The following is a 24,786-nucleotide window of genomic DNA, read 5'->3' on the forward strand; positions in this document are numbered from 1 at the left end:
GGGATCAGCCCTTGGCGGCTGCGCCATGGAGCTCGGCGACGTATTCCCAGTTCACCAGGCTTTCGAGGAAGGCCTTGAGATAGTCGGGACGCCGGTTGCGGTAATCGATGTAGTAGGAGTGCTCCCACACGTCGACGCCGAGGATCGGCGTGCCGCCATGGACCAGCGGGTTCTCGCCGTTCGGGGTCTTGCTGATGGCGAGCTTGCCGCCCTTGACCTCGAGCCAGGCCCAGCCCGAGCCGAACTGGCCGACGCCGGCGGCGATGAAGTCTTCCTTGAACTTGTCGACCGAGCCGAAGCTGTCGACGATCGCCTTCTCCAGCGCGCCCGGGATCTTGCCGCCGCCACTCGGCTTCATCCACTTCCAGAAATGGAGGTGGTTGTAGTGCTGGCCGGCATTGTTGAAGACCGCGGCATTCTTGCCGTAGGAGCCCTTGACGATCTCCTCGAGCGACTTGCCCTCGAATTCCGTACCCTTGATCGCGTTGTTGCCGTTGTTGACATAGGCGAGGTGGTGCTTGTCGTGGTGGTACTCCAGCGTCTCCTTCGACATGAAGGGCTGAAGTGCGTCATGAGCATAGGGGAGATCGGGAAGGGTAAAGGTCATTGGGCCTCTCCTTGGGCTGTGAAATCGCTTGAATCAGAATGGCTTGCCATTCGGAGGCGGGGCCATGACAACCCTGCCGCTCCACGCGTTAGTTAAGCCGCCGCGCGCGGCTCGACAACCGCCAAACCTGCGAAAAACCCATGTCCTCTCGACAGGCGGCCACAATGGGGCCAGATTCCTCTCCTTAAGCCAGGTCGATTGGAAACTCTCTCTTATTCAATACGTTAGATATTGGCATGTTCCCGCCCGTCCACGAGCCGGGCAGGCCCAGCGTCAAGGAAGCCGAATTGATCGCGATTTTTACTCTCCTCGGCCTCGGGCTCTTCGGCGGCGGTGCCTATGCCGTCTATGATGGCTGGCCCTATCTGGTGCTGGAGCGGGGCTTCACCCAGGTCATCATCGGCTCGATCGCCATGACGGCAGGCCTCATCCTGCTGGCGCTGGCCTGGGTCCTGAAACAGCTCAAGGCGATCAGGACGGAGCTGGCGGAAGCCGCCGAGGCCCGCGTCTCCGTTGCGGCTCCTGCGGAAGCCGCTTTTCCGGTCGTCTTGCCCATGGCGCCGGCGAATGCGCCGCCCGCCTCGTCTCCGATCGTGCCCGCCGTGCTGGGTGCGGGTGCTGCGGCCGCCGCGGCCGCCGTCGTCGCGGAGACGTCGGAGGCCAGCCCATCGACCACCGGAGCGGTGGAGCGGGACCTGTTCGGCACGCTGGTCGCCGACCATCTTGCTGCCGCGCCGAAAGAGGAAGAGGAAAAGCAGGATGAGGTGCCGGCGCCGGAGCGCGATGATTCCGTGCCGGACATGTTCGCGAAGGTTGCGGCGGACATCGAGCCGACCGAGGCGGAGCATCCGATCGCCGTCGAGGATGAGAGCCACGAGCCGGCTGAGATCGTTGCGGCCCATATCCAGCCGCTGAGCGAGGACGAGGCCCTGGCGCACAGCGACGAGCAGGCCGAGGCGGCGGTCGAGAAGGCGGAGATCGACGAGCTTCCGCCCGAACATCCCGTCGCCGCCGTCACGGATCAGGCTCCCGCCGATGAGGAAGACACCGCGCGTGACGAGTTCGCGATGCTGCGGGAAAGCCTGACCACCGAACTCGGCGACCTGCGCCGGCCGGCCGGGCGTGTCGAGCCGTCCTTCGCACTGGACGATCCCTTCGCGGAAGCCGAAACCTGGATGAAGCCCGGCGCCAAGCGCCAGGAGCCCCGTTTCGACACTGAGCAGCCTTCGGCCGAGGTTGAAGAGACTCAAAAGCCCATGCCGGTCGCGCCGATCTGGCCGCCGCGTACCGGGCCCCATGCTTTCGGTGTGTCGCCTGCGAATGAAGCCGAGCAGCCGGCGAAGCTTTCTCCCGAGCCCGTCGGGATGGATGCGGCTCCGGAAGCGCCTGTGCCCTCCGAAGAGGTCGCGGAAGCGCCATCGAAGCCGGCCGATGAAGAGGTGCCTGCGGGCGAAAGCTCTCCCGCTGTCTCGTCCGAGCCGGCAGCGCCCGAACCTGCCGCCTCCGAAGAGGGTGTCGTCGGCGCCTATCAGGTCGGCGAAGCCCACTTCACCATCTATGCCGACGGTTCGATCCGCGCGCGCACGCCCGACGGTGAATACAGCTTCGCCTCGATGGACGAACTCAAGGTCTACCTCGCCAGCGAGAAGAGCCGGCTCGGCGTTTGAGCATCCGCGAGCGCCGCCGTCATTCTCGGGCTTGACCCGAGAATCTGATGACATGGCGGCTCTTTCGCCTCATCGAGCGCGAGATGCCCGGGTCAAGCCCGAGCATGACGCGGGAGGTTCTCGGGCCAGCCTTCGCCGACGGCCTTGATGGCGAAGGCATAGGCCAGCGCCGTTTCCTTCAGCGAATCGAAGCGCCCGGCCGCGCCGCCATGCCCCGCCTCCATATTGGTGTGGAGCAGGATCGGCCCGCCGCCGGTCATGGTCGCGCGCAGCCGCGCCACCCATTTCGCCGGCTCCCAATAGGTCACGCGCGGATCGGTGAGGCCGCCCATCGCCAGGATCGGTGGATAGTCCTGCGCGGTGACGTTGTCATAGGGCGAGTAGCTGCGGATCGTCTCGAAGGCTTTGACGTCCCGGATCGGATCGCCCCATTCCGGCCATTCCGGCGGCGTCAGCGGCAGGCTGTCGTCGAGGATGGTGTTGAGCACGTCGACGAAGGGCACCTCCGCGACGATGCCGGCGAAAAGCGCCGGCGCCATGTTGGCGACTGCGCCCATCAGCATGCCGCCGGCGCTGCCGCCCTCGGCGACGATGCGCCCGCGACGGGTGAAGCCGGCCTCCGCCAGCGCTTCCCCGGCGGCGATGAAGTCGGTGAAGGTATTGCGCTTCTTCTCGCGCTTGCCGTCGAGATACCAGCGCCAGCCCTTGTCCGTGCCGCCGCGGACATGGGCGATGGCATAGACGAAGCCGCGATCGACCAGGCTGAGCGGCCGCGTCCGGAACGAGGCGGACATCGCCGAGCCGTAGGAGCCGTAGCCGTAGAGCAGGCAGGGCGCATTGCCGTCGAGCTTCAGATCGGCACGATGCAGGATCGAGATCGGCACCCGCTCGCCATCCTCTGCCGTCGCGAAGATGCGCCGCACCTTGTAGTCGGCCGGGTTGTGGCCCGACGGCACCTCCTGCCGCTTCAGCAGGGTCCGCTCGCCGGTTGCGAGATCGTAGTCATAGGTTTCGGCAGGCCGCGCCATCGAGGCATAGATGAAACGCAGCGTATTCGTGTCGAACTCGTAGCCGGCATCCATGCCGAGCCCATAGGCCTCCTCGTCGAAGGCGATGCTGCTCTCGGCACCATCTGCGAAGTTGCGGATCACGATGCGCGGCAGCCCTTCCTCGCGCTCCAGCCGGATCAGCCTGCCCTCGAGGCAGACATGGTCGAGGATGAGCCGGCCCTGCCGATGGGGAATGAGATCGCGCCACCCTGCCGGATCGGGGTTGGCGAGCGGGGCCGTCACGATCTTGAAGTCTTCCGCCCCCTCGGCATTGGTCAGGATCACGAAGTCGTCGCCATGGTGCTCGACGCTGTATTGCCGGCCGGGCAGGCGCGCGGCGACGAGGCTGAGCTTCGCTTCGGGCGAAGCCAGATCGAGCAAACGGATCTCCGAGGTTTCGTGATCGCTGATCGAGATCAGCAGGAAGCGGCCGGACTGGGTCTTGTCGATGTCGACGAACATGCCGGCATCGCTCTCGTCATGCAGCAGCTCATCCGTCTCGGCCGCCGTGCCCAGACGATGCCGCAGCACCCGCGACGGGCGGTGATCGGCATCAACGGCGACGTAGAAGAACGAACGGGAATCGCTCGCCCAGACGATGTCGCCCGTGGCGTCGTTGACCTGGTCGGGCAGGTCCTCGCCCGTTTCGAGATCGCGGACGCGGATTCCATGCAGTTCCGAGCCGGCCTCGTCCGCGCTCCAGGCAAGCAGCCGATGGTCGGGACTATGGACGGCGTCGCCGAGGTCGAAGAAGTCCTTGCCTTCGGCCAGGGCATCGGCGTCGAGCATGATCTGCTCGCGGCTCTTGCCTTTGTCTTTGCCCTTGTCCTTGCCGTGACCTTCCCGCGGGCGGCGGCAGATCAATGGATGCTCGGCTCCCTTGCGATAGCGTGAATAGTAGAGCCAGGCGCCGTCCGGCTGTGGAACGCTGGAATCGTCTTCCTTGATCCGGCCGCGCATTTCCTTGACGAGTTCGCGCTGCAGGTCGCGGGTCGAGGCCATCAACGCCTTGCAATAGACATTCTCTGCTTCGAGATAGTCGCGGATATCGGCGGGCAGCACTTCGGGGTTGCGGAGCACATCCTTCCAGTTCGGGGCTCGCAGCCAGTCGTAATCATCGCGCAACAGCACGCCGTGGACGGTGCTTTCCTTCGTCCTGATCTCCGCTTTGGGCGGCGCCGGCAGGCGGCGGGATCGGCGCGATACGCCGCTCTGATCTCGAAGGCCGGGGGCAGGACGCATGAGCGGTTCTCCATGACGGGCGCCCGAGAGGTAGAGCCCCGCTGCTACGGTGACAAGACGCACTTCTTGTCGGTAGGTATACCTTTGCGTGCATTGGAAATCGCAGTCATTTGCGCTGCCGAATATTGGATCAAGATATTCCTGTTCGATTGAATTGTTCTCTTGCGTGAATAGCCAGTATCCATTACAGGCTGATCTCGATCGATCGGGTCGATGATTCTGTTTCCGGTAGTGCCCGCCACTATTGGCAAGGATGGCCACCAGGTGGGGCTTTCAAAGACGGGCGATCGCCAAAGTCCACGTTAAGAACGATAAGGAGCGACATAGCTATGGCCGATCACGAGGGAGCGGACTTCATCGAACTGACGGCAGACATCGTTTCTGCCTATGTCTCCAACAATTCAGTTCCTGCGTCCGACTTGCCGGCGCTGATCAGCGAAGTCCATTCGGCGCTCAGCCGCGTCATCGGCGGTGTGGCTCCGGTGCTTCCGGTCGAGGCGCCGAAGCCGGCGATCCCGGTCAAGAAGTCGATTACTGCCGATTTCCTGGTCTGCCTCGAGGACGGCAAGAAATTCAAGTCGCTGAAGCGCCATCTGCGCACGCAGTACAACATGTCGCCGGAGCAGTATCGCGAGAAGTGGGGCCTGCCGCCCGACTACCCGATGGTCGCTCCGAACTACGCCGAGGCTCGCTCGCAGCTCGCGAAGAAGATGGGCCTGGGCCAGCAGCGTCGCAAGCGTCGCTGAGACGCGGGACGAAGCAGAATTTCATCGACAGAAGCCGCCGGATTTCCGGCGGCTTTTTTCATGCCGATCGTTTCGTGCCGGTCGTTTCTTACTGGTCGCTTCTTGCCGCCGTTCGCGGGGATAACCGAGCGCGCAGGCTTGCCAAGGCGAATATAAGAATATAATCCTATTACCCGGATCTCGCGCCGTCGCTCGCGCAATCGGAGAATGGGAACATAACATGAACAATATCAAGGCCGGCCCTGACATGATCTTGCAGGAGGCTGCCGGCGCCAGACTGGCCGAGGCCACCGTCGCGGCTGCGGCGAAGATCGCTCCCGGGAAGCTCAGGGCCTTCAATCGCGGCCGGCGGCCGGTCGCCCGGGCGCGCCAGCGGGCGATGTATCTGGCCCATGTCGCCTTCGGACTGAGCCTCACCCGCGTCGGCGCCTGTTTCGGACGGGACCGGACCACGGTGCGCCATGCCTGCGCCTTGGTGGAGGACAGCCGCGACGATCCGGGGACGGAATTCGGCCTGAACGCACTCGAAGCGGCCCTCCTTGCCGCCAGTGCCAGCCTGTCGGCCCATCCGAGGGAGATTCTGTGATGACGAACGAGATCGACCGGCGTGATCGCGAGCGGCTCCTGCGCCATCTGCGCGAGCCGAATGCCTATGGCATCGTCTCTCCGCTCGGCTGCGGCCGGATCGCGCTCTATCGCGAGCGGAACGGCGCGAGCCTTGGCGCAGGCTATGTCGCGGCGGAAGCGGCGGCGGCGCTCATGGCCGAGGGGTTGATCGCCTGGGCGGGCGAGGGCAGGGGCGCCCGCCTTACGCTGAAGGAGGCGTCTTCCGGGCAAGGCCTTCCCGCCGCCCCGTCATCCGACGCAGCGCAGGCGCCGGAGGTCCGGATCGACGAGCGCGAAAGCCCCTTGCTCTGGCTGAGGCGGCGGCCCGGCAAGGACGGCAAGCCGCAGATCAGCGACGAGGAATTCGCCGCCGGCGAGCGCTTCCGGGCCGATTTCACGCGCGCGCAGATGCTGCCGCGCACGACCATGAACTGGGATGCGGCGCTGACCCCGGATGAGCGTAGCCCCGGCCCGCGCGATCCCGCCGGCGCGTCCGATGTGGCCATCGCGGCCCGCCAGCGCGTCCGGCATGCCTGCGAGCGGCTGGGGCCTGCGCTGTCCGGCCTCGCCATCGACGTCTGCGGCTTCCTGAAGGGGCTCGATCTAGTCGAGCGCGAACGGCACTGGCCGGCACGCTCGGCCAAGGTCGTGCTGCGCGTCGCGCTTGCGACGCTGGCCTCGCATTACGGCATGGATCGCGGCGGCAAGCCGTCCGGTCTTACCGCCTGGCAGGCGCCGGATGCCCGGCCGGACATCCCGCCTGTGGCCGGGCGCTGAGCCGTTTCACGCTGCCGTGGCGCGGGCGTCGCTCTTGATGCGCTCGATCATGGCGCGCACGCCGTTCGAGCGCTGCGGCGTGAGATGCGCGGCGAGGCCAAGCTTCTCGTAGATCGCGAAGGCGTCGGTCGCGAGGATCTCCTCCGCCTTCCGGCCCGAGAAGATGGCGAGCGCCAGCGCGACGAGACCGCGCACGATATGGGCGTCGCTGTCGCCGCGGAAGAACAGGCGCGTCTGCGGGCCGGGCCCGCCTTCGCGACGCAGGTCGAGCCAGACCTGGCTGGCGCAGCCGCGCACCTTGTTGGTGTCGTTATGCGCGTCCTCGGGCAGCGGCTCGAGGCTCTTGCCGAGCTCGATCAGGTAGCGGTAGCGGTCGTCCCATTCGTCGAGCAGCTCGAAATTGGCGACGATCTCGTCGAGAGTGGTGGTCATGTCCTGCCTTGCCGACCTCCGATCCATCCAGAGCCGGCGCGCTCTCTTCCCGCGCCTTGCGGGCTTTCGTCAAGCATTCAACGCGGGGCGGAGCGACCGGTTGCAGCCGATGCCGCGGCGTTGATGATACGCCCACGCGTCTCCGGATCGAGTCCCGCCAGGATCTGGGCCGCCTCGCGGGCCGCTGTGAGGCTGCCGGCCGCCACGCGCGGCTCGGCCTGGACCGCGCTCACGACCTGCCGCACGGCCTGGGGCAGCTCCACCTCGGCCGGCTTGCCGCCATGGACCGGGGAGTTGATCGCGATCAGGCCGATGATCGCGACCTTGCGCAGGAAGTAAGCCATCTCGATCTCCGTTGCGGTTCTTGCGACCGCGACGCTGACCCTAGCCGGGGATCCGGAAAAATCGCGTCATTCCAAACGCTCAAATGCGAGTCGAATGCGGATGGTGATCTTCAGGTTCCGTTCACCCTGCTTTGAACCTTCATGCCACATGAGAAAGCCGCCGAAACAAGCGTAACTATCTGCCGAATTTATATAAACTTGAAATTGGCCGCCTGTGGGGCGTCTTGTCGGGCGATCGCCTTAAGCCCCGCTTAAACCCGCCATGGCGAGATAGCGGCAAGCGGGCATGTCGGTCCGCACGAGTTAGGCGTTGCGTTTCGGATGGTGATGGCAGCACTCAGGACACAGGCGGCGGCACTGGTGCATGCATCGGCGCGGTCGGACACCTGCGAGAGGGGGCGCCACGAGCGCTTCATCCTGTCGCGGCTGCTCGTCGGCGCCGGTGCCCTTGGTCTTGCGCCTGCCTATCTCGCCTGGCGCGGAACGCTTGGCACCTTCGAGGCCGCGATCGTCGTGGCAGCGGCGCTGCCGCTCCTGGCCGTCTTCATTCTCTCCCGCAGCGGGCGGCTCGACATCGCCCATGCCGTCTCGGCGGCTGCACTGTCCCTGTTCATCGTGACGCTCGCGGCTGCGACCGGCGGCGCGCGCTCGCCGCTCCTCGCCGGGCTCGCCATCCTGCCGGTGGAGGCCGCCAGTCTCGGCGGCCGGAAATACGTGTTTCGCGCCGGGATGGTGGCGGTGACCGCGCTGCTGGCCATGGTCGTCGCCGACCAGCTCGGCGCCTTCGCCGCTCCCGCGGCCTGGACGCAGCAGGCGATGCCGCTTCTCGTCATCGGGGCACTGGTGCAGGCGCTCGTCGTCACCGCGATCATGCTGCGTCGGCGCGATACGGAATTGCGCGAATACAAGGCGTCCGACGAGCGCGCCCGGGCGCTGCTCGACCATGTCGGCGATCTCGTGACCTGGCATGACGTGGACGGTGCCGTCGTCTTCGCCAATGCCGCGGCGCGCCAGCTCGCGGGAGCCGAGCCGCGCGAATTGATGGGCCGTGGCCTGTTCGAGCGTGTCCACATCGCCGACCGTCCGCTGTTCCTCAAGGCGCTGAGCGATGCCGCCCATGGCGATGCCGGCGTCAGCGCCTGCTTCCGCACCCTGTTCGTGCCGCGGGAGGATGGCGGGGCGGGGCGGGTGCCGGTCTCGCGCTGGCTCGAAATGCAGGCTTATCGGGTCGCGGGGTCTCAAGCCGGCAAGGGCGCGACCGTCGTCTGCGTGATGCGCGACGTCACCGCGCGCCGGGTGCTGGACGAGGAGCGCGAGCGCGGCCATGCCGAGGCGCTCAAGGCCAACGACATCAAGGGCCGCTTCCTGGCGACGGTCAGCCATGAATTGCGCACGCCGCTCAACGCCATCATCGGTTTCTCCGAGATGCTCAGCATGGACGAGACGGGGCGCCTCGATGCCGGCAAGCGCGCCGAATATGCGCGGATCGTCCATGCCTCGGGCAACCATCTGCTCGATGTCGTCAACACATTGCTCGACATCTCGAAAATCGAGAGCGGCGCCATGTCGATCGAGCGTGAGCCGCTCGACCTCGGGGTGCTGGCGCAGGATTGCTGTGCGCTGATGGCGTTGCGCGCCGAAACCGGCGGTATCGCGCTCGAGCATGTTCTGGGCCCTGCGCTGCCGCAGGTCGAGGGCGACAGGCGCGCGCTCAAGCAGGTCGTCCTCAACCTCCTCTCCAACGCGGTCAAGTTCACCCCTGCCGGCGGCCGCGTCACCCTGGCCGTTATTCGCGACGGGGATGTGATCGACCTCTCCGTCTCCGACACGGGCATCGGCATCTGTGCCGCCGATCTGCCGCGATTGGGTGATCCCTTCTTCCAGGTCAAAGGCTCCTATGACCGCTCGCATGAAGGCACCGGCCTCGGGCTTTCCGTGGTGCGCGGGCTCGTCGGCCTGCATGGCGGGCGGCTGAGCATCGAGAGCGCTCCCGGCGTGGGCACGCGCGTTTCGGTGCGCCTGCCGGTCGGCGGCGCCGAGACGGTCGAGCCGCCGGCCAAGATCGTGACCTTCGCCAGGGCGCCGCGCCGTGGCATCGACACCAAAGAACCGCTTCGCCTGACTGCCTGAGAACGAGCCGAACAGATGTCCGCAACCATGGCCGCCCGCGCCCGCCCCGGCGCCTCCTTGTCCGCTCCGGTCCGGCGCGCGCAGCCGGCGCGCCGGAAATCGTCCCCATGGTTCGCCCGCCTCATCCGGACGGCGAGCCGGCGGCCGGGCCGTGCTCTGATCCTGCTCGTTTTCGGCATCGTCTCGCTCGCCATCGTCGCCAATGCGCTGATGTTCCAGACGGCGCGCCATCCCCATCCGATCCTGTCGGCGCCGCGCCCGGTCGAGGAGGCGCGTCCCGCCGCCCGGCGTGCCGAACCCGCGCCGGCTCCCGCTGCGGCGCCTCCGACCGACATTCCTTCGCTGCTGGGCCCGGCCCTGCCGCCGTCGCGCCCCAGCGACCTGTCCCAGGCACAGCCGGCCGTGCGTGAGGCCGCGCCCCGGCCGCCTGCGGCCGTCACCAATGTCGCGCGCACGCCGGCCCCGGCTCCCGCCCCGGCGGCAGCCCCCGCGCCGCGCGCTGCTGCGGCTCCCGCTCCGCGCGATCCCATCGCCGATCTGATCAACGGCGCGGATATGCGTCCGCCGGCGGAGATCCGCGGCGCCGCCACGCGTTCGGCGGCCGCGCCGCGCCGCACGGCTTCCAATTGACGCCCGGCTTCGCCAGCCCATGGCGCGCCTGACCAGCGAGTTCTGGGTTTCGGCCTGGCTGCGGCAGGCGGCGCATGACGGGCTCATCGCCGTGCTGCGGCGTCGCGGCGCGGCCGAGGCTGGCGCGATCTTCGTCAAGCTTGACCGCCTCGACGGCACCGCCGTGCTCTATGGCCCGGCGCCGCAGACGCTCGCCAGCGACGACGGTGTCCGTCGCTTCCAGCTCCTGCTCGACGCCGATCCGTTGACGGTCGAGGATCGTGTCACGCGCGAATTGCGCTTCGACGGTGACCTCTGGCTCGTCGAGATCGAGAACCGGGCGGGCGATCCGCGCCTGGAGCTGGTGAGCGACTAGCGCATGTTCTTCACGCGAAGCGGACACCGGTTCGCGTGAAGAACATGCGATAAAACAAAGAGATGGAGCATTCCTCCGATTCGGAGAGACGCGGAAATGCTCTAGCCGCGCTCCCGCTGCGGGCCGATCCGCCCCAGCACCTCGGACATGGCGGGCTGGCCTTCCGGCCGGGCGGTGCCTGCTCCGGCGCGCGAGGGCGTGCCGCTCGGGTCCATCGCCGGCTGATGCTGGCCCCGGCGCTGCGGAGCCGGTGGCGCGAGCCCGGCGATCTGCTGGACGAGGCGCCGGGCGATGACCGGCCTGATCGAACGCATCAGGGCGACGAGCGCGAAGATGCGCTCGACCGAATGCGCGGCCTCGTCGCCGAGCCGGATCAGGAAGCGCGTCGCCTCCTCGACGGTGGTGCCGCTGGCGATCAGGGCCAGCGCCGCGAGTTCGCGTGTCGCGTCGCGATCCATCGCCTCGGCGAGCGCCGGGCCGCCGCCGAAATGCCGGGCGATGGCGCTGAAGGCTCGCGTCCGGTCCTCGCTGGCAAGCGCGAGCCAGTCGGCGAGGACCGCGGCCGGAAGCGGCGAGAGCCGCTCGCCGGGATGCAACGCCTCATGCGCGGCCAGGGAATCGAGGATGCTGAGCCGCCGCTCCGCGCCGGCGCGCAGGAAGAGCGGGGCGAGCTCGATATTCGAGAGGTCCGGCCGGCCGAGCAATCCCGATCGATAGGCCGGGCGGCTGCGGGCGCGCGCGATCAGGATGTCGGCGGCGGCGCGGGGCAGGGGGGCTTCGGTATTGGCGATGAGGGTGAGGTCGAGCGCGTCGGAATCCCGCTCGACCAGCATCAGCGTCGCGGCGGAGGTGAGGTCGCGGCGCGCGCTCAGGGCCGACAGCATCTCGTCATCGCCCGTCTCCGCCAACGCTTCGATTTCGGCGGGGGTGAGCGGCAGGCCGTGCCGCAGCATCTCGGCAAGGACCGTGCCGCCGCGCTCGCGCAAGGCCAGCAGGACCGGCGCGGGTGTGTGCCGCCAGCCGGAGAGCTTGCGCGCGAGGATGAGCGCCGTCGCCTCGTCGATGCCGGGAATCAGGGCCGTCGCCATCTCGGAAAAGGCCGCGAGGTCGTCCTGCGGAGGGCGCGGCGCCGAGAGCAGCAGGTCGGCTCTGACACGCAGCGAGACCTGGCTGAGATCGAGCCCGCCTTCGCGCGCGAGGCGAGCGAGATCGGCGAGTTCCTTGGCGGGGGAGGTGGTCATGAGGCAGCAAATCCGATGTCGGATCGCAGATTATCCCCGATGGCTTAAGGCCACGTTAACCATGTCTGGGCCTGATGGTCTTGAGAGCTGTGACACGGGGAGCGGCCTCCGCGTCGTCCGTGGCTTTCGCGATCGTAAGCAGGCGCTGGACAAGGAGGCGCACATGGCCGACGTCATCCCCTTCGCGCTCTGGCGGCGCTGGCAGGCGCGGAGCTGCGCCTTCCCGCAGACGAGCGCCGAAATCCTGTTCTTCACCGGCGTGCGCTTCGAGCGCCCTGCCGAGCCCGGCCCACGCAACGCCTTGCCGCGCGGCAGCCGCCCGGCGACGGGCAAGGCCGTCGGCCGCAGGAAGGCCAGGCAGCCGGCGTGACGGATTCAGCAGACGCGACGACGCGCCGCCGGCCGCGCGGCGGCAAGACGGCTTTCGCCGCGCTGCTCGCGCTGCTGGCCTCGGCCTGCACCGCGACGACCGGCGATCTCGGCCGGCCGCGCCCGACCGTCTGGTCGCAGCTCCTGGCGCCCGAGGCGGGGTTCCTTGCGGCGGCGGTCCGGGGCGAGGCGGCCTCGCCCTTCCGCCTGACCGATGACGAGGAGCAGATGCGCGACCGCGCCTGGCGCTTCGTCATGCCCGCCAGCCCGCACAGCATCTTCCAGGGGGAGGTGTCGAACCTCGCCCATACCCGCATCCTGCCGGTCGCGGCGCAGTCGAACGACGTCTCCGACTATTTTCACGGTCTGACATCGACCTCCTTCGCCTCGCAGAGCTCGCGCTATAACCGCATGAGCGAGGATGTGAATGCCGACCGCCTGCTGATCGGCCCGTTCCGCGCCAATGCGATGCGGGTGGTGAGCATGGACCGGGTGCGGATGCGCACGGTCGAATCCTCCCCCGATGTCGCACCCGAGAAGCAGGACCCGGCCCTGGCGCGCGTCGTCGAGAACGAGGGGCTGGTCTTCTGGGTCTGCGAGCGCCTCGATTTCCGCCTGAGGAGCTATCGTTACGCGCTGGCCAATCTCGTGGTCGAGATGCCCTCCCGCGAGGCCATCCGTGCCGAACGCGCCATCATGGCGCTGGAGGCCGAGGCCGGCCCGCTCTGCAGGATGCCGCTAAACGACGCCTTCGGCGAGGGCACGAAACGCCCCGTGGTCTACAAGGGCTGAGCGGCGGGCGGCGCTCGTCAGTTCGCCATGCCGCACTGGATGCCGGTGGCGAGCGCTTCCGCATCCGCCCGGTCGGAGGGGCGCTTGGCGAGCACGCGCGCGACGATGAGCCCCTGTGCGGTGTCGGAGACCACGCGCAGTTCGCGGCTCGTCTCGCCCTCCTCGTCATTGGCGACGCGCTCGTCATATTGCGCCTCCGTCATCACCAGGAATTCCAGCACGCCGCGGATCGCGGCCCGGTCGGTGATGGCGTAGATCACGCCGCCGCCCTGGCGGTGCAGGGTGAGCCCGAGCGGCAGCGTCCCGATATGGGCGACGACCCGCATCGGCCCGGCCGAGAGATCGTAGCCGCAGATGGCGGTCACCGCATTCGGATCGGCCTCCTGCAAGGGCGGCAGTCCTGAGGCATTGCCGGCCGGCGGGACGATCTCGGCATGGCCCTCGCTGCCGAGATTGCGATAGGCATGCGCCGCATCGCGCTGCGACAGGACCGGGATCAGGAGAATCGTGACGATGTGCACGATGGCTGCGAGCATGAGCCCCGCGAGCGTCGTCAGGGCCAGGCGCATGGCTGCGGAGCGCAGCCGCTCGGGCCAGCTCCGGGGCGCCGGTGCGGGCCGGGGAGCTTTCCCGGGCCGGGCCTCGTCCGGAAGCGGCGCGGCTGTGGGATCGAGCGCGCTCATCGGCAGTCGATGCGCGTGATCCGGGGCAGGTTCGCCGCCCGCGTCTCCCCGGTCTGGCTCGACACCGGCGTATCGTAGAGCCGCAATCGGAGCTGGAAGCGTCCGCCCGCCGGCAGCGGCAGCCAGTTGCCGGCCTGGGCCGCCGCCGCGGCCGTGATCGACAGCCCGCCATCCTCTCCGCGCACGATTTCCGAATCGGTGAAGCTCACCCGTTCGAGCGGCAGGTGGAACGGGCGGCCCGCGCCGTCCGTGACGCCCAGCGTCCAGCCCCGCGATGGCGGGATGGTGCCGCTGACGCGATAACGGCAGCGCCCTTCGAGCGGCGCGCCGTCATCGCTGCGCTCGGCGATCAGCTCGAGCCCCTCGCCGGCGCCGATGGGCAGATGGACGCCGCGCGCCAGATAGGCCCGCATATAGGGATCGACGTCGCGGCTGCCGCTGCCGGGCCAGGCCATCCAGGAGCCGACCTCGACCTTGCCCACCACCGGCCGGCCGGCGACCGCCCAATGGGCCGAGACCAGCCCGAGACCGGCGCCCAGCCCGAGAATAGTGGCGAGATCGAGGATTCGCACGCTTGCCTTCCGCGCCTGTGCCGCATCGCAGCCCGCCGGAGTTGAACCCCGACGCTCCGGGCCGTCAACCGCCGGCGCTGTCTCGGTTTGAATTTCGGGTTGCGCGCCCCTGGCGGACTCGTAAAGCGGATTGAATCGCGGCTTGGAGGCCCGTCCGCATCATGGCCAAACGGGTCCGCCGTCCAGCCCCGCGGTTTCCGGCAGGCCGCAGATCAGGTTCGCATTCTGCACCGCCTGCCCGGCCGCTCCCTTGCCGAGATTGTCGACCGCGCCCATCGCGATCACCAGGTTGCGCTCCGGATCGGCCGCATAGCTGACGAATGCGAGGTTCGAGCCCGTAGCCCATTTGGTCTGCGGCGGCTTTTCGGTCACGCGGACGAAAGCCCGCCCGGCGTAGAAGCGCCGGGCCGCGTCCAGGCACTGGGCCGTGGTGGCGCGGCCGCGACAGTAGATGGTGGCGAGGAGGCCGCGGGTCATCGGCACCAGATGCGGCGTGAACACCAGCCCGGCCGCGCTGCCGCCGCTCAGCCGCTCGATCGTCCTGGCCATCTCGGGCATGTGGACGTGCTTGAGCAGCCCATAGGGGATTAGGTTCTCATTGCTCTCGGCATAGCCGAACCTGCTGTCGGCGCCGCCTCGGCCGGCACCGGAGATGCCGGTCTTGGCGTCGATCATGATGTTGCCCGGCTCGATCAGCTTGTCGGCCAGCAGCGGCGCCAGCGCGGCCAGCGTCGCAGCCGGGAAGCAGCCGGGGTTGGCAATGCGGGTCTGCCCCTTGATCTCAGCCGGCCAGACGTCTGCCAGGCCATACGCCCAACCCTCGAGGTAGCGGTGGTCGCCGCCGATATCGACGATCTTCACGTCCTGGGAGACGCGCGCCAGGGCCTCGGCCGAGGTGCCCGTGGGCAATGACGCGAACAGCAGATCGAGCTTCGGCAGCGTCGCCGGGTCCCACTTCTCGATCACCAGCTCGGCCAGCTTGGATGGCACACCGGGGAAGCGGTCCACCAAACGGCTGCCGGCACTGCTTTCGCCTGCGGCGTAGACCAGCTCGAAAGACGGGTGGCTGGCGATCAGGCGCAGCGCTTCGCCGCCGCCGAAACCGCTGATCCCGACAATGCCGACGCGAATGCTCATGGTGGTGTCCTTCTGGAGTTCGGGCAAAAGAAAACCCCCGGAGCCGAGGGCTGCGGGGGTTCAGGAAGGCGGGCCGAGGCCGCTTCGGCGGGTGGGACCTACGATGAGGCCGTCACCATGCGGAAGAACGCTGATCGACGCGCAGCCCGAAGAGCCGCCGCTTGGGGGAAGCGGCGTCGGCGTCGATCACAAAGGTTCTGGTTCCTGAACATGCCCTGGGACACTGTCGCGAGCCCTATTCATCGTCAAGCGGAATATCCGTTTTCGACGGTGGGTTCGCGGAGGTTGGCACCCTCGGCTCACGGACCAAAACAGGCTCGCAGGATAAGGACGATGACGATGACCGAGGCGCTGGACGAGGGACCGTTTTTTCACGGCACGATCGCGGATCTGCGCGTGGGTGATTTCCTCACCGCAGGATACCGGTCGAACTATCGTCCCGAGGTGGTGATGAACCACATCTACTTCACGGCCCTTGTGGACGGCGCCGGGCTTGCCGCCGAAATCGCGGCGGAACTTGCCGAAGGCGGTGCCGTCCCGCGTGTTTATATCGTAGAGCCGACCGGGACATTCGAGAACGACCCGAATGTGACCGACAAGAAATTCCCCGGCAACCCCACTCGGTCGTATCGCAGCAGCGCACCGCTCAAGGTCACCGGCGAAATCACGCATTGGACCAGATTGACGCCCGAAGCGCTCCAGATGTGGAGAGAACGACTGACGGCACTGCGCTCGAACGAACGAGGCGAAATCATCAACTGATGCGTGGCGACACGCATCTCGTGCCGAGGCAGCGCCCAACTGTCAGCGCAGCCGCGTCTCCAGCCCCGAGACCTCGCGGATGCCGACCTGGACCGGGCGGCTGGCGCTGCGCGAAGGCTCGACCGTCTTGAACAGCGCCCCGACGGCGGACAGGACCTCGAAGGATTGCCGCGGCATATGGCCGGCGCCCGGCATGCCCGCGCCGAGCGGGTCCGGCGTCGCGCCGTTCGCCTTCGCCACCGTAACGGCCTTGGGGTCGACGGGGACGCCCGGAATCGGCTTCAGCTCCAGCCCCTGATGGGCGAACTGCATGATCTCCTTGAAGGTCATGGCCGGCAGCGCGCCGCCGGTCAGGTTGGCGGTCTCGGAGGAATCGTCGTTGCCGAACCAGACGGCCTCGACGAGGTTGCCGGAATAGCCGACATACCAGGCGTCCTTGTAGCCGTTGGTCGTGCCGCTCTTGCCGGCCGTCACCACGCCGTCGAGCGCGGCGCGACGGCCGGTGCCCTCGGTCGGCACCTTGGAGAGCATGAAGTTCATGTCCTGCACGACCTGGGTCGTCAGGACCTGCTGCGGCTCGGGCTCGTCGCGGCCGTGATTGTAGATCAGCTCGCCCTGCGAGTTATGGATGTCGAGCGCCGCATAGGGCTTGGCCCGCTTGCCGCCATTGGCGAAGACGGCGTAGCCCGCGGCCTGGTCGATCACCGTCACCTCCGCCGCGCCGATCGGCAGCGAGACCGTGTCGGTGAGCGGCGTCGTCAGCCCCATCGCATGGCCCATCGCCACGATCTTCTTGCGGCCGATGGCGGCGGCGCGCGCCTCATGCGTCTCGCCGGTGGCACGGCCGATCGCGATCGACATCTGCACCGGGATCGAGTTGATCGACTTCGCCAGCGCCACATAGAGCGGCATCGACCCCGAGAACGAGCCGCCGTAATTCTTCGGGCACCAGTTGCCGATGCAGACAGGCCGGTCGGTGACGATGGTGTTCGGCCGATAGAGCCCGGCCGAGAGCGCCGTCGCATAGACATAGGGCTTGAAGGAGGAGCCGGGCTGGCGCTGGCTCGCCGTGGCGCGGTTGAACTGGCTGGCGCCATAGTCGCGCCCGCCGACAATGGCGCGCACCGCCCCGTCCGGGTCCATCACGACGGTCGCCGCCTGCTTCACGCGATAGGTCGGGCCGTGCTGGCGCAGGATCGCCTCGACCGCCTCGTCGGCCCGTTGCTGGATCGCGGAATCATGCGGCGTCTTGACGGTGAGCACCCGGTCGGAGCCGAGCTTGCCCTCCTCGGCCAGCTCCTTCACCTGGTCGAAGGCCCAGTCGAGATAGTAGTCGGGGCTGGATTCGCGCTTGCGGTCGACCGGCGTCGCCGGATTGCGCTTGGCGCTGTCAACCTGGCCGGCGGTCATGAAGCCGGCATCGACCATGGCGTTGAGCACGTCATTGGCCCGTGCGCGGGCGGCGGGCAGGTTGACATGCGGCGCGTATTTCGTCGGCGCCTTGAACAGGCCGGCCAGCATGGCGGCTTCCGCCAGCGAGACGTCCTTCACCGATTTGCCGAAATAGTATTCCGCCGCCGCCGCCACGCCAAAAGTGCCGCCGCCCATATAGGCGCGGTCGAGATAGAGCTTGAGGATCTCGCTCTTGCTCAGCCGGGCCTCGAGCCAGAGCGCCAGGAAGGCTTCCTTGATCTTGCGGTCGAGCGAGCGCTCGTTGGAGAGGAACAGGTTCTTGGCGAGCTGCTGCGTCAGCGACGAGCCGCCCTGCACCACGCCGGAGGCGCGCGCATTCACGGTCAGCGCCCGGAAGGTGCCGATGATGTCGATGCCGAAATGGTCGTAGAAGCGCCGGTCCTCGGTCGCGATCACGGCCTTCAGCAGATGGTCCGGCATCTCCTCCAGCTTGAGCGAGTCGTCGTGCCGGGCGCCGCGATGGCCGATCGCATTGCCATAGCGGTCGAGGAAGGTGACGGCGAGCACCTGGCTCTTCAAAGCCTCCTCATTGCCGATGCGGAAGGCGGGCAAAGCCAGTATCAGGACGAAGAGCGCGCCGACGATGCCGATGTTCAGCCCCTCGCTGGCGAATTCGGCCGCAAGGCGCCTGGGGCCGGTCACGGTCAGGCGGTCGGCCTGGCTGCGGATGCGCTCGTAGATCTCGCCGACGCGGCGGCCCGCGCCCCACAGGCCGGCATCGAGCCATGAATCGACGGCGAGCGCATAGCGCTTCAGCCGCGTCCTCCAGCCTGCCTTCCTGAACTCCATGGCCGTTCCAGGCTTCCCGAATGGCCCCCGACACAGTCCTGCCCCGCGGTCGCCGCCTTGGCAACAGGAGGGTGCCCGGTCATAGACACATAATCACGCCCCGCGCGGCGGTAAGGGCAGCATGCGCGGAATTCTTTTTTAACAGCAGGAAGCAGGCCAGCCGGCCTGTCCCGGACTGGGACAAGGACGCCCGCCGATGCGCCGCCCTTCCATCTTCCGGCGCATCGGCGCATAAGCCTGCCATGGAGCCGAAGCCCGCGACAAACGAGCCGTTCTGGCTGACCACGCCGCTCGAGGAGATGAACCGCGAGCAGTGGGAGTCGCTCTGCGACGGCTGCGGGCGCTGCTGCCTCGTCAAGCTCGAGGACGAGGATAGCGGCCGCCTCTTCGCCACCGATATCGGCTGCCGCCTGTTCGACGCGGGCACCTGCCGCTGCCGCGACTATCCGAACCGTTCTCGCGAAGTCCCCGATTGCGTCACGCTGACGCCGGAGGATGTGCGCACGCTGCCCTGGCTGCCGCCGACCTGCGCCTACCGCCTCGTCGCGGAGGGCAGGGATCTGCCCTGGTGGCATCCGCTCGTCTCCGGCGACCCCGAGACGGTCGTCGCGGCCGGGATCTCGGTGCGTGGCCGTGTCTTCGCCAATGAGGACGAGGTGACGGAGGACGAGGTGACGGAGCGCATCGTCGCCTGGCCGCTGCGCTGGCCCCGGGCCGCCCGCGGCGGACGCGCGAAATGAAGCGTCGGTGCTTCCGCGCCTGCGGGCGTTTTGTTGCACCTGCTCATTGATTGTTCAGCCGCTTTTGGGCATGACCGCCCCATCCCGCCGTCCCTGCCTATGGGGCATCGATGGCACGCGCACGAAACTTTCGCATCGCCGTGGCGTTGCTGCGTCCGGCTGCAAACGAAGAGGTTGAAGTGATGGCAGGTGGGAAGTGGGTCTATACCTTCGGCGACGGCAAGGCCGAGGGTGAGGCGGGAATGAAGAACCTGCTCGGCGGCAAGGGTGCGAACCTCGCCGAGATGAGCAATCTGGGTCTGCCCGTTCCGCCCGGCTTCACCATCACCACCGAGGTCTGCACGGCCTATTACGACAACGGCAAGAGCTTCCCGGCCGAGCTCGACGGGCAGGTCAAGGCCGCGCTGGCCGGCATGGCCAAGCTCACCGGAAAGACCTTCGGTGACCCCGCCAACCCGCTCCTCGTCTCCGTCCGCTCCGGCGCGCGAGCCTCGATGCCAGGCATGATGGACACCGTCCTCAATCTCGGCCTCAACGACGAGACGGTCGAGGCCGTCGCCAAGGCCTCGGGCGACGAGCGCTTCGCCTGGGACAGCTATCGCCGCTTCATCACCATGTACTCCAACGTTGTGCTCGATATCGACCACGGCCTCTTCGAGGAGGCGCTGGAAGACTACAAGGAGCGCAAGGGCCTCCATCTCGACACCGACCTCAAGGCGGCCGACTGGAAGGTGCTGGTCGGCAAGTACAAGGAGATCGTGAAGAAGGCGCTCGGCTCCGACTTCCCGCAGGAGCCGGAGAAGCAGCTCTGGGGCGCGGTCGGCGCCGTCTTCTCCTCCTGGATGAATGCGCGTGCCATCAAGTACCGCGAGCTCAACGGCATCCCGGCGAGCTGGGGAACGGCGGTCAACGTCCAGTCGATGGTGTTCGGCAATATGGGCGACACCTCCGCGACCGGCGTCGCCTTCACCCGCAATCCCTCGACCGGCGAGAACGCGCTCTATGGCGAGTTCCTGATCAACGCCCAGGGCGAGGACGTCGTCGCCGGCATCCGCACGCCGCAGGACATCACCGAGAAGGCGCGCATCGAGGCGGGTTCCGACAAGCCTTCGATGGAGAAGGAGATGCCGGAGGCCTATGCGGAGCTCGTCCGCATCTACGGCATCCTCGAAAAGCACTACCGCGACATGCAGGACATGGAGTTCACCATCCAGGAGGGTAAGCTCTGGATGCTGCAGACCCGTTCCGGCAAGCGCACCGCCAAGGCTGCCCTCAGGATAGCGGTCGACCTCGCCAGCGAGGGGCTGATCACGCAGGCGGAGGCGGTCGGCCGCGTCGAGCCCGGCGCGCTCGACCAGCTCCTGCACCCGACCATCGACCCCAAGGCCGAGCGCCGCGTGCTGACCACCGGCCTGCCGGCCTCGCCCGGCGCCGCCGCCGGCGAGATCGTCTTCAATTCCGACGATGCCGAAGCCGCCAAGAAGGCCGGCAGAAAGGTCATCCTCGTGCGCGTCGAGACGTCGCCGGAGGATATCCACGGCATGCACGCCGCCGAGGGCATCCTGACCACGCGCGGCGGCATGACCTCGCATGCGGCGGTCGTGGCGCGCGGCATGGGCAAGCCCTGCGTCTCCGGCGCCGGCCAGATCCGCGTCGACTACGCCAAGGGCACGCTCGCGGTCGGCAACACCACGCTGAAGGCCGGCGATTTCATCACCATCGACGGCGGCAACGGCCAGGTGCTGCTCGGCGAGATCAAGATGCAGAAGCCCGAGCTTTCCGGCGAGTTCTCGACGCTGATGGGCTGGGCCGACAAGGTCCGCCGCCTCAAGGTCCGCGCCAATGCCGAAACGCCCGATGACGCCAAGACCGCGCGCGAGTTCGGCGCCGAAGGCATCGGGCTCTGCCGCACCGAGCACATGTTCTTCGACGAGAGCCGCATCCAGTCGGTGCGCGAGATGATCCTCGCCCAGGACGACAAGGGGCGCCGGGCGGCGCTCGCCAAGCTCCTGCCGATGCAGCGCCAGGACTTCGTCCAGCTCTTCACCATCATGAGCGGGCTGCCGGTGACGATCCGCCTGCTCGATCCGCCGCTGCACGAATTCCTGCCGCATGGCGAGAAGGAGATCGCCGAGGTCGCCGCGGCGCTCGGCGTCTCGTCCGATGCGCTGCGCCAGCGTGCCGCCGAACTGCACGAGTTCAACCCGATGCTCGGCTTCCGCGGCTGCCGTCTGGCCGTGGCCTTCCCCGAGATCGCCGAGATGCAGGCCCGCGCCATCTTCGAGGCGGCCGTGATCGCCGCCAGGGAGACCGGCAAGCCGGTGATCCCGGAGGTGATGGTGCCGCTCGTCATGGGCAAGCCCGAGCTCGACCTCGTCAAGGCCCGCATCGACGCCATGGCCAAGGCCGTGATGGAGGAGAGCGGCACGACCATCGACTATCAGGTCGGCACCATGATCGAACTGCCGCGCGCCGCCCTGCGCGCCGCCGAGATCGCCGAGAGCGCCGAGTTCTTCTCCTTCGGCACCAACGACCTGACCCAGACGACGCTCGGCATCAGCCGCGACGACGCCTCCTCCTTCCTCGGCTCCTACACCGCCAAGGGCCTGCTCGATGCCGATCCCTTCGTCACCATCGACCAGGACGGCGTCGGCGAACTGGTCAAGCTCGCCGCCGAGCGCGGCCGCAAGACCCGCAGCGACATCAAGCTCGGCATCTGCGGCGAGCATGGCGGCGACCCGGCCTCGATCGGCTTCTGCGAGAGCGTCGGCCTCGACTACGTCTCCTGCTCGCCCTTCCGCGTGCCGATCGCGCGGCTGGCGGCGGCGCAGGCGGCGCTGGGAGCGATCAAGCCGAAAGACGGCTGAGCCGGATCGCAACTGCCGGGCATGGCGCCCCTGCACGGGCGCCATGCAATTTGCTGCGTCGCAGCATGATGGGCGGAGTGCCATAGTACGGTCCTCCGCCCGGTTATCCGGGCCTGTCGGTCCATCATCATGAACGAGACGACTTCCGGCGCTCCGACCATCGGGGCGGGGCTGACCATTGTCCTGGCCGCGGCCTGCGGCCTGATCGTCGCCAATCTCTACTATGCGCAGCCCCTGGCCGGACCCATCGGCGCGACGCTCGGCATGTCGGCGGAGCTGACTGGCCTGATCGTCACCCTGACGCAGATCGGATACGGATTGGGGCTGGTCTTCCTGGTCCCGCTCGGGGACCTCGTCGAGAACCGGCTGCTGATCGTCACGCTCGTCGTCCTGGCGGCCGTTTCGCTCGGCATGGCCGCCCTGGCCGCCAGCGCGACCGTCTTCCTCGCCGCTTCGCTCTTGATCGGCATGACCTGCGTCGCCGCGCAGGTCCTCGTGCCGCTTGCGGCCCATATGGCGCCCGAGCAGATTCGCGGCCGGGTCGTCGGCAATGTCGTGAGCGGCCTGCTGTTCGGCATCATGCTGGCGCGGCCGGTGGCGAGCCTGGTCGCGGACGTTGCGTCCTGGCATGCCGTCTTCGTCCTCTCGGCCGTGGCGATGTTGGCCCTGGCGGCCTTCCTGTGGTTTCGCCTGCCGCAGCGCCGACCCCATACGCGGCTGGGCTATGGCGAGCTGATCGCGTCCATGGGCGCGCTGGTGATGAGCACGCCGGTGCTGCGCCGCCGCGCCGGCTATCAGGCCTGCATGTTTGCCGCCTTCAGCCTGTTCTGGACGGTGACGCCGCTTTATCTCACCGGTCCGCAGTTCGGCCTGACCCAGCGCGGCGTCGCGCTGTTCGCATTGGCGGGCGTCGCGGGCACGATCGCCTCGCCGATCGCCGGGCGCCTCGCCGATGCGGGTTGGACGCGCCCGGCGACGGCCTTCGCCCTGATCCTCGCGGCAGGGTCCTTCGCCTTGACCTTCCTCGCCGAGCCGGGCTCGACGGCGGCCCTGGCCTTGCTGACCATCGCCGCGATCCTGCTCGATTATGGCGTGACGACGGGCCTGGTGCTCGGGCAGCGCGCCATCTTCGCGCTCGGGCAGGAACAGCGCAGCCGCCTGAACGGTCTTTTCATCGCAAGCTTCTTCATGGGCGGTGCGCTCGGCTCGGCGCTCGGGGGCTGGGCCTTCGCGCATGGCGGCTGGCCGCTCGCGGGCGCGCTCGGCGCGGCGATGCCGCTGCTGGCGCTGGCCTATTTCGCGACGGAGTTCCGGGCGCGGGATTGATGCGCCCCGCATGTGGGGCATGATGCCTCGCGAAGGAGCATCGCATGGGCGATCTGACCACCATCGGCTTCGATGCCGACGACACGCTCTGGCAGAACGAGCAGTTCTTCCGCATGACGGAGGAGCGCTTCGTCGCTTTGCTCGGCGAGCATGGCGAGGCGGCCGAGATTTCCGGCCGCCTGCTCGAGGCGGAGAAGCGCAACCTTGGCTTCTACGGCTTCGGCATCAAGGGCTTCGTGCTCTCGATGGTCGAGACGGCGATCGAGATCACCAGGGGGCAGGTTCCGGCCGCCGTGATCGGCGAGATCCTCGCCGCCGGGCGCGAGATGGCGGCGCATCCGGTCGAGACGCTGCCGCATGTCCGGGACACGCTCGAAGCGCTGTCGGGCGACTACCGGCTGGTGCTGATCACCAAGGGCGATCTCTTCGACCAGGAGCGCAAGCTTGCCCAGTCCGGCCTCGGCGATTTCTTTCACGCGGTCGAGATCGTCAGCGACAAGAAAGCCACCACCTATGAACGCATCTTCGCGCGCCATGGCGATGGGGCAGGGCGGGCGATGATGGTCGGCAACTCGCTGAAGTCGGACATCCTGCCGGCGCTGGAGGCCGGCTCATGGGCGGTGCATGTTCCGCATGAGCTGACCTGGGTGCTGGAGCATGCCGAGGAGCCCGTCGGGCACGGGCGTTATCGCACGATACCGCATCTCGGCCCTTTGCGCGGCCTCGTCACGCAGCTCGCGCGGTAGCCGTTCGCCATCGGCCTTCACTCGACCCAAAGGCCATGCCTACGGTGCCACTCCTCGATCGATTCCTCCGGATAGCCTTCGAAGCTCAGGTCGTTCTCCGCGATATCCGGGTCGATCCAGCCGGCCTTGAAGCGCAGCATGATATGGGTCTTCTCGGGAGCGCGTGGCAGATGGCTGTCGATCGCCGAGGCGAAGGGATGCAGCAGATCCGGCCAGCGCGGATCGAACAGCCACAGCGCCGTCCCGCAGGACTTGCAGAAGTGGCGCCGCGCTTGCGATCGTTCGCAGGTGCCGTCGTCGTCGCGTATCTCGGCGCTGAAGCTGCCGACGCTGTCTTGGCCCTCGACCTTCAGCGTCGCGGCCTCGGCTGACAGGTTGATCGCGAAGCCGCCTCCGCCTGCCGTCTTGCGGCAAATCGAGCAGTAGCAGAGTTGATACGGGACGGGCGCATGGCTCTCGACCGAGAAGTGAACCGCCCCGCAGCGGCATGAGCCCTTCAGCGTGATCGGCATGACGTAGCCTCCCTTTGCCTGTCCAACACCGGCTTTCGCCGCGTGTTCCGCGATGCCCACGGGCGCCTTGCTGGACCTGGCTTGCATTTCGTGCTATCGCCACCGATGTAAGACGAGATGCGGCCGGGTTCTGGCCACTCCTCCGCTTGGCGGCTTGTCCGGTGGCGGTTACGAATCAGATCCACCACACAT

Annotated in this window: 24 protein-coding genes; 14 read left to right on the forward strand and 10 right to left on the reverse strand. The window is 67.8% G+C overall.

Annotated features, from left to right (window positions below; genetic code table 11):
* Window positions 1-4: 4 nt before the first annotated feature.
* The gene (locus tag GY40_RS09185; protein ID WP_038361093.1) at window positions 5-607 is read right to left on the reverse strand and encodes a superoxide dismutase; all 603 of its coding nucleotides are present in this window, start codon (window positions 605-607) and stop codon (window positions 5-7) included.
* A gap of 236 nt (window positions 608-843) precedes the next feature.
* On the opposite strand from GY40_RS09185, the gene GY40_RS26540 reads away from it, so the two are divergent.
* Window positions 844-2,274: a hypothetical protein gene (locus GY40_RS26540; protein ID WP_051987711.1), complete on the forward strand. Its 1,431-nt coding sequence runs from the start codon at window positions 844-846 to the stop codon at window positions 2,272-2,274.
* A gap of 92 nt (window positions 2,275-2,366) precedes the next feature.
* On the opposite strand, the gene GY40_RS09195 is transcribed toward GY40_RS26540, so the two are convergent.
* On the reverse strand, window positions 2,367-4,565 hold the full coding sequence (locus GY40_RS09195) for a S9 family peptidase (protein WP_051987712.1): 2,199 nt from the start codon (window positions 4,563-4,565) through the stop codon (window positions 2,367-2,369).
* Window positions 4,566-4,894: 329 nt separating this feature from the next.
* Between GY40_RS09195 and GY40_RS09200 the strand changes: the two genes are divergently transcribed.
* The 3 genes from GY40_RS09200 (at window position 4,895) to GY40_RS09210 (ending at window position 6,694) form a co-directional block, all read left to right on the forward strand.
* The gene (locus tag GY40_RS09200) at window positions 4,895-5,311 is read left to right on the forward strand and encodes a Ros/MucR family transcriptional regulator (RefSeq protein ID WP_038361095.1); all 417 of its coding nucleotides are present in this window, start codon (window positions 4,895-4,897) and stop codon (window positions 5,309-5,311) included.
* Window positions 5,312-5,531: 220 nt separating this feature from the next.
* A complete protein-coding gene (locus tag GY40_RS09205; protein ID WP_081925283.1) occupies window positions 5,532-5,897 on the forward strand; it encodes a helix-turn-helix domain-containing protein in 366 nt (121 codons plus the stop codon).
* Window positions 5,897-6,694, forward strand: a complete 798-nt coding sequence (locus tag GY40_RS09210; protein WP_038361097.1) for a DUF6456 domain-containing protein — start codon at window positions 5,897-5,899, stop codon at window positions 6,692-6,694. The genes GY40_RS09205 and GY40_RS09210 overlap by 1 nt, the downstream gene beginning before the upstream one ends.
* Window positions 6,695-6,700: 6 nt before the next feature.
* On the opposite strand, the gene GY40_RS09215 is transcribed toward GY40_RS09210, so the two are convergent.
* A complete protein-coding gene (locus GY40_RS09215) occupies window positions 6,701-7,126 on the reverse strand; it encodes a SufE family protein (protein WP_038361099.1) in 426 nt (141 codons plus the stop codon).
* A 77-nt stretch (window positions 7,127-7,203) separates the two neighbouring features.
* Complete coding sequence (locus GY40_RS09220; protein WP_038361101.1) at window positions 7,204-7,470, reverse strand: hypothetical protein; 267 nt, start codon at window positions 7,468-7,470, stop codon at window positions 7,204-7,206.
* Window positions 7,471-7,797: 327 nt separating this feature from the next.
* Here GY40_RS09220 and GY40_RS09225 point away from each other — a divergent pair, with 327 nt between their 5' ends.
* From GY40_RS09225 to GY40_RS09235, 3 genes are read left to right on the forward strand one after another with little or no spacing between them, the layout of a single operon-like run.
* Window positions 7,798-9,600 (forward strand): sensor histidine kinase, encoded by a 1,803-nt coding sequence (locus tag GY40_RS09225; protein ID WP_197062714.1) that lies wholly within the window; start codon window positions 7,798-7,800, stop codon window positions 9,598-9,600.
* 15 nt (window positions 9,601-9,615) lie between these two features.
* The gene (locus tag GY40_RS09230) at window positions 9,616-10,230 is read left to right on the forward strand and encodes a hypothetical protein (protein WP_038361103.1); all 615 of its coding nucleotides are present in this window, start codon (window positions 9,616-9,618) and stop codon (window positions 10,228-10,230) included.
* 19 nt (window positions 10,231-10,249) lie between these two features.
* Window positions 10,250-10,585, forward strand: a complete 336-nt coding sequence (locus tag GY40_RS09235) for a DUF1491 family protein (RefSeq protein WP_038361105.1) — start codon at window positions 10,250-10,252, stop codon at window positions 10,583-10,585.
* 101 nt (window positions 10,586-10,686) lie between these two features.
* On the opposite strand, the gene GY40_RS09240 is transcribed toward GY40_RS09235, so the two are convergent.
* Window positions 10,687-11,826, reverse strand: coding sequence for a DUF2336 domain-containing protein (locus GY40_RS09240; RefSeq protein WP_038361107.1), 1,140 nt, complete (start codon window positions 11,824-11,826; stop codon window positions 10,687-10,689).
* Between the two features lie 163 nt (window positions 11,827-11,989).
* Here GY40_RS09240 and GY40_RS09245 point away from each other — a divergent pair, with 163 nt between their 5' ends.
* Both GY40_RS09245 and GY40_RS09250 read left to right on the forward strand, forming a co-directional pair.
* A complete protein-coding gene (locus tag GY40_RS09245) occupies window positions 11,990-12,196 on the forward strand; it encodes a hypothetical protein (protein WP_038361109.1) in 207 nt (68 codons plus the stop codon).
* The gene (locus GY40_RS09250) at window positions 12,193-12,987 is read left to right on the forward strand and encodes a hypothetical protein (protein WP_051987714.1); all 795 of its coding nucleotides are present in this window, start codon (window positions 12,193-12,195) and stop codon (window positions 12,985-12,987) included. The genes GY40_RS09245 and GY40_RS09250 overlap by 4 nt, the downstream gene beginning before the upstream one ends.
* A gap of 17 nt (window positions 12,988-13,004) precedes the next feature.
* Here the strand turns inward: GY40_RS09250 and GY40_RS09255 are convergent, their stop codons facing one another.
* From GY40_RS09255 to argC, 3 genes are all read right to left on the reverse strand, one after another.
* Window positions 13,005-13,556, reverse strand: coding sequence for a DUF1254 domain-containing protein (locus tag GY40_RS09255; RefSeq protein WP_038361111.1), 552 nt, complete (start codon window positions 13,554-13,556; stop codon window positions 13,005-13,007).
* Between the two features lie 110 nt (window positions 13,557-13,666).
* Window positions 13,667-14,242 (reverse strand): DUF1214 domain-containing protein, encoded by a 576-nt coding sequence (locus GY40_RS09260; RefSeq protein ID WP_038361112.1) that lies wholly within the window; start codon window positions 14,240-14,242, stop codon window positions 13,667-13,669.
* Window positions 14,243-14,401: 159 nt separating this feature from the next.
* Window positions 14,402-15,379 carry an N-acetyl-gamma-glutamyl-phosphate reductase gene (argC, locus tag GY40_RS09265; RefSeq protein ID WP_038362380.1) on the reverse strand — a complete coding sequence of 326 codons (978 nt, stop codon included), beginning with the start codon at window positions 15,377-15,379 and terminating at the stop codon, window positions 14,402-14,404.
* A gap of 333 nt (window positions 15,380-15,712) precedes the next feature.
* Between argC and arr the strand changes: the two genes are divergently transcribed.
* Entirely contained in the window at window positions 15,713-16,141 is a 429-nt protein-coding gene (gene arr / locus GY40_RS09270) for an NAD(+)--rifampin ADP-ribosyltransferase (protein WP_197062715.1), read from the forward strand.
* A gap of 42 nt (window positions 16,142-16,183) precedes the next feature.
* On the opposite strand, the gene GY40_RS09275 is transcribed toward arr, so the two are convergent.
* The gene (locus GY40_RS09275) at window positions 16,184-18,403 is read right to left on the reverse strand and encodes a transglycosylase domain-containing protein (protein ID WP_038361114.1); all 2,220 of its coding nucleotides are present in this window, start codon (window positions 18,401-18,403) and stop codon (window positions 16,184-16,186) included.
* A gap of 242 nt (window positions 18,404-18,645) precedes the next feature.
* Here GY40_RS09275 and GY40_RS09280 point away from each other — a divergent pair, with 242 nt between their 5' ends.
* From GY40_RS09280 to GY40_RS09295, 4 genes are all read left to right on the forward strand, one after another.
* Entirely contained in the window at window positions 18,646-19,143 is a 498-nt protein-coding gene (locus tag GY40_RS09280; protein WP_038361116.1) for a YcgN family cysteine cluster protein, read from the forward strand.
* A 182-nt stretch (window positions 19,144-19,325) separates the two neighbouring features.
* On the forward strand, window positions 19,326-22,010 hold the full coding sequence (ppdK, locus tag GY40_RS09285; RefSeq protein WP_038361118.1) for a pyruvate, phosphate dikinase: 2,685 nt from the start codon (window positions 19,326-19,328) through the stop codon (window positions 22,008-22,010).
* A 129-nt stretch (window positions 22,011-22,139) separates the two neighbouring features.
* Complete coding sequence (locus GY40_RS09290; RefSeq protein ID WP_038361120.1) at window positions 22,140-23,336, forward strand: MFS transporter; 1,197 nt, start codon at window positions 22,140-22,142, stop codon at window positions 23,334-23,336.
* Window positions 23,337-23,380: 44 nt separating this feature from the next.
* A complete protein-coding gene (locus tag GY40_RS09295) occupies window positions 23,381-24,082 on the forward strand; it encodes an HAD family hydrolase (protein ID WP_038361123.1) in 702 nt (233 codons plus the stop codon).
* A 17-nt stretch (window positions 24,083-24,099) separates the two neighbouring features.
* Here GY40_RS09295 and GY40_RS09300 read toward each other — a convergent pair whose 3' ends face one another.
* Window positions 24,100-24,594 carry a GFA family protein gene (locus GY40_RS09300; protein ID WP_038361125.1) on the reverse strand — a complete coding sequence of 165 codons (495 nt, stop codon included), beginning with the start codon at window positions 24,592-24,594 and terminating at the stop codon, window positions 24,100-24,102.
* Between the last annotated feature and the right edge of the window lie 192 nt (window positions 24,595-24,786).

Source organism: Allobosea sp. UNC402CLCol (assembly GCF_000745475.1).
Classification (GTDB): domain Bacteria; phylum Pseudomonadota; class Alphaproteobacteria; order Rhizobiales; family Beijerinckiaceae; genus Allobosea; species Allobosea spartocytisi.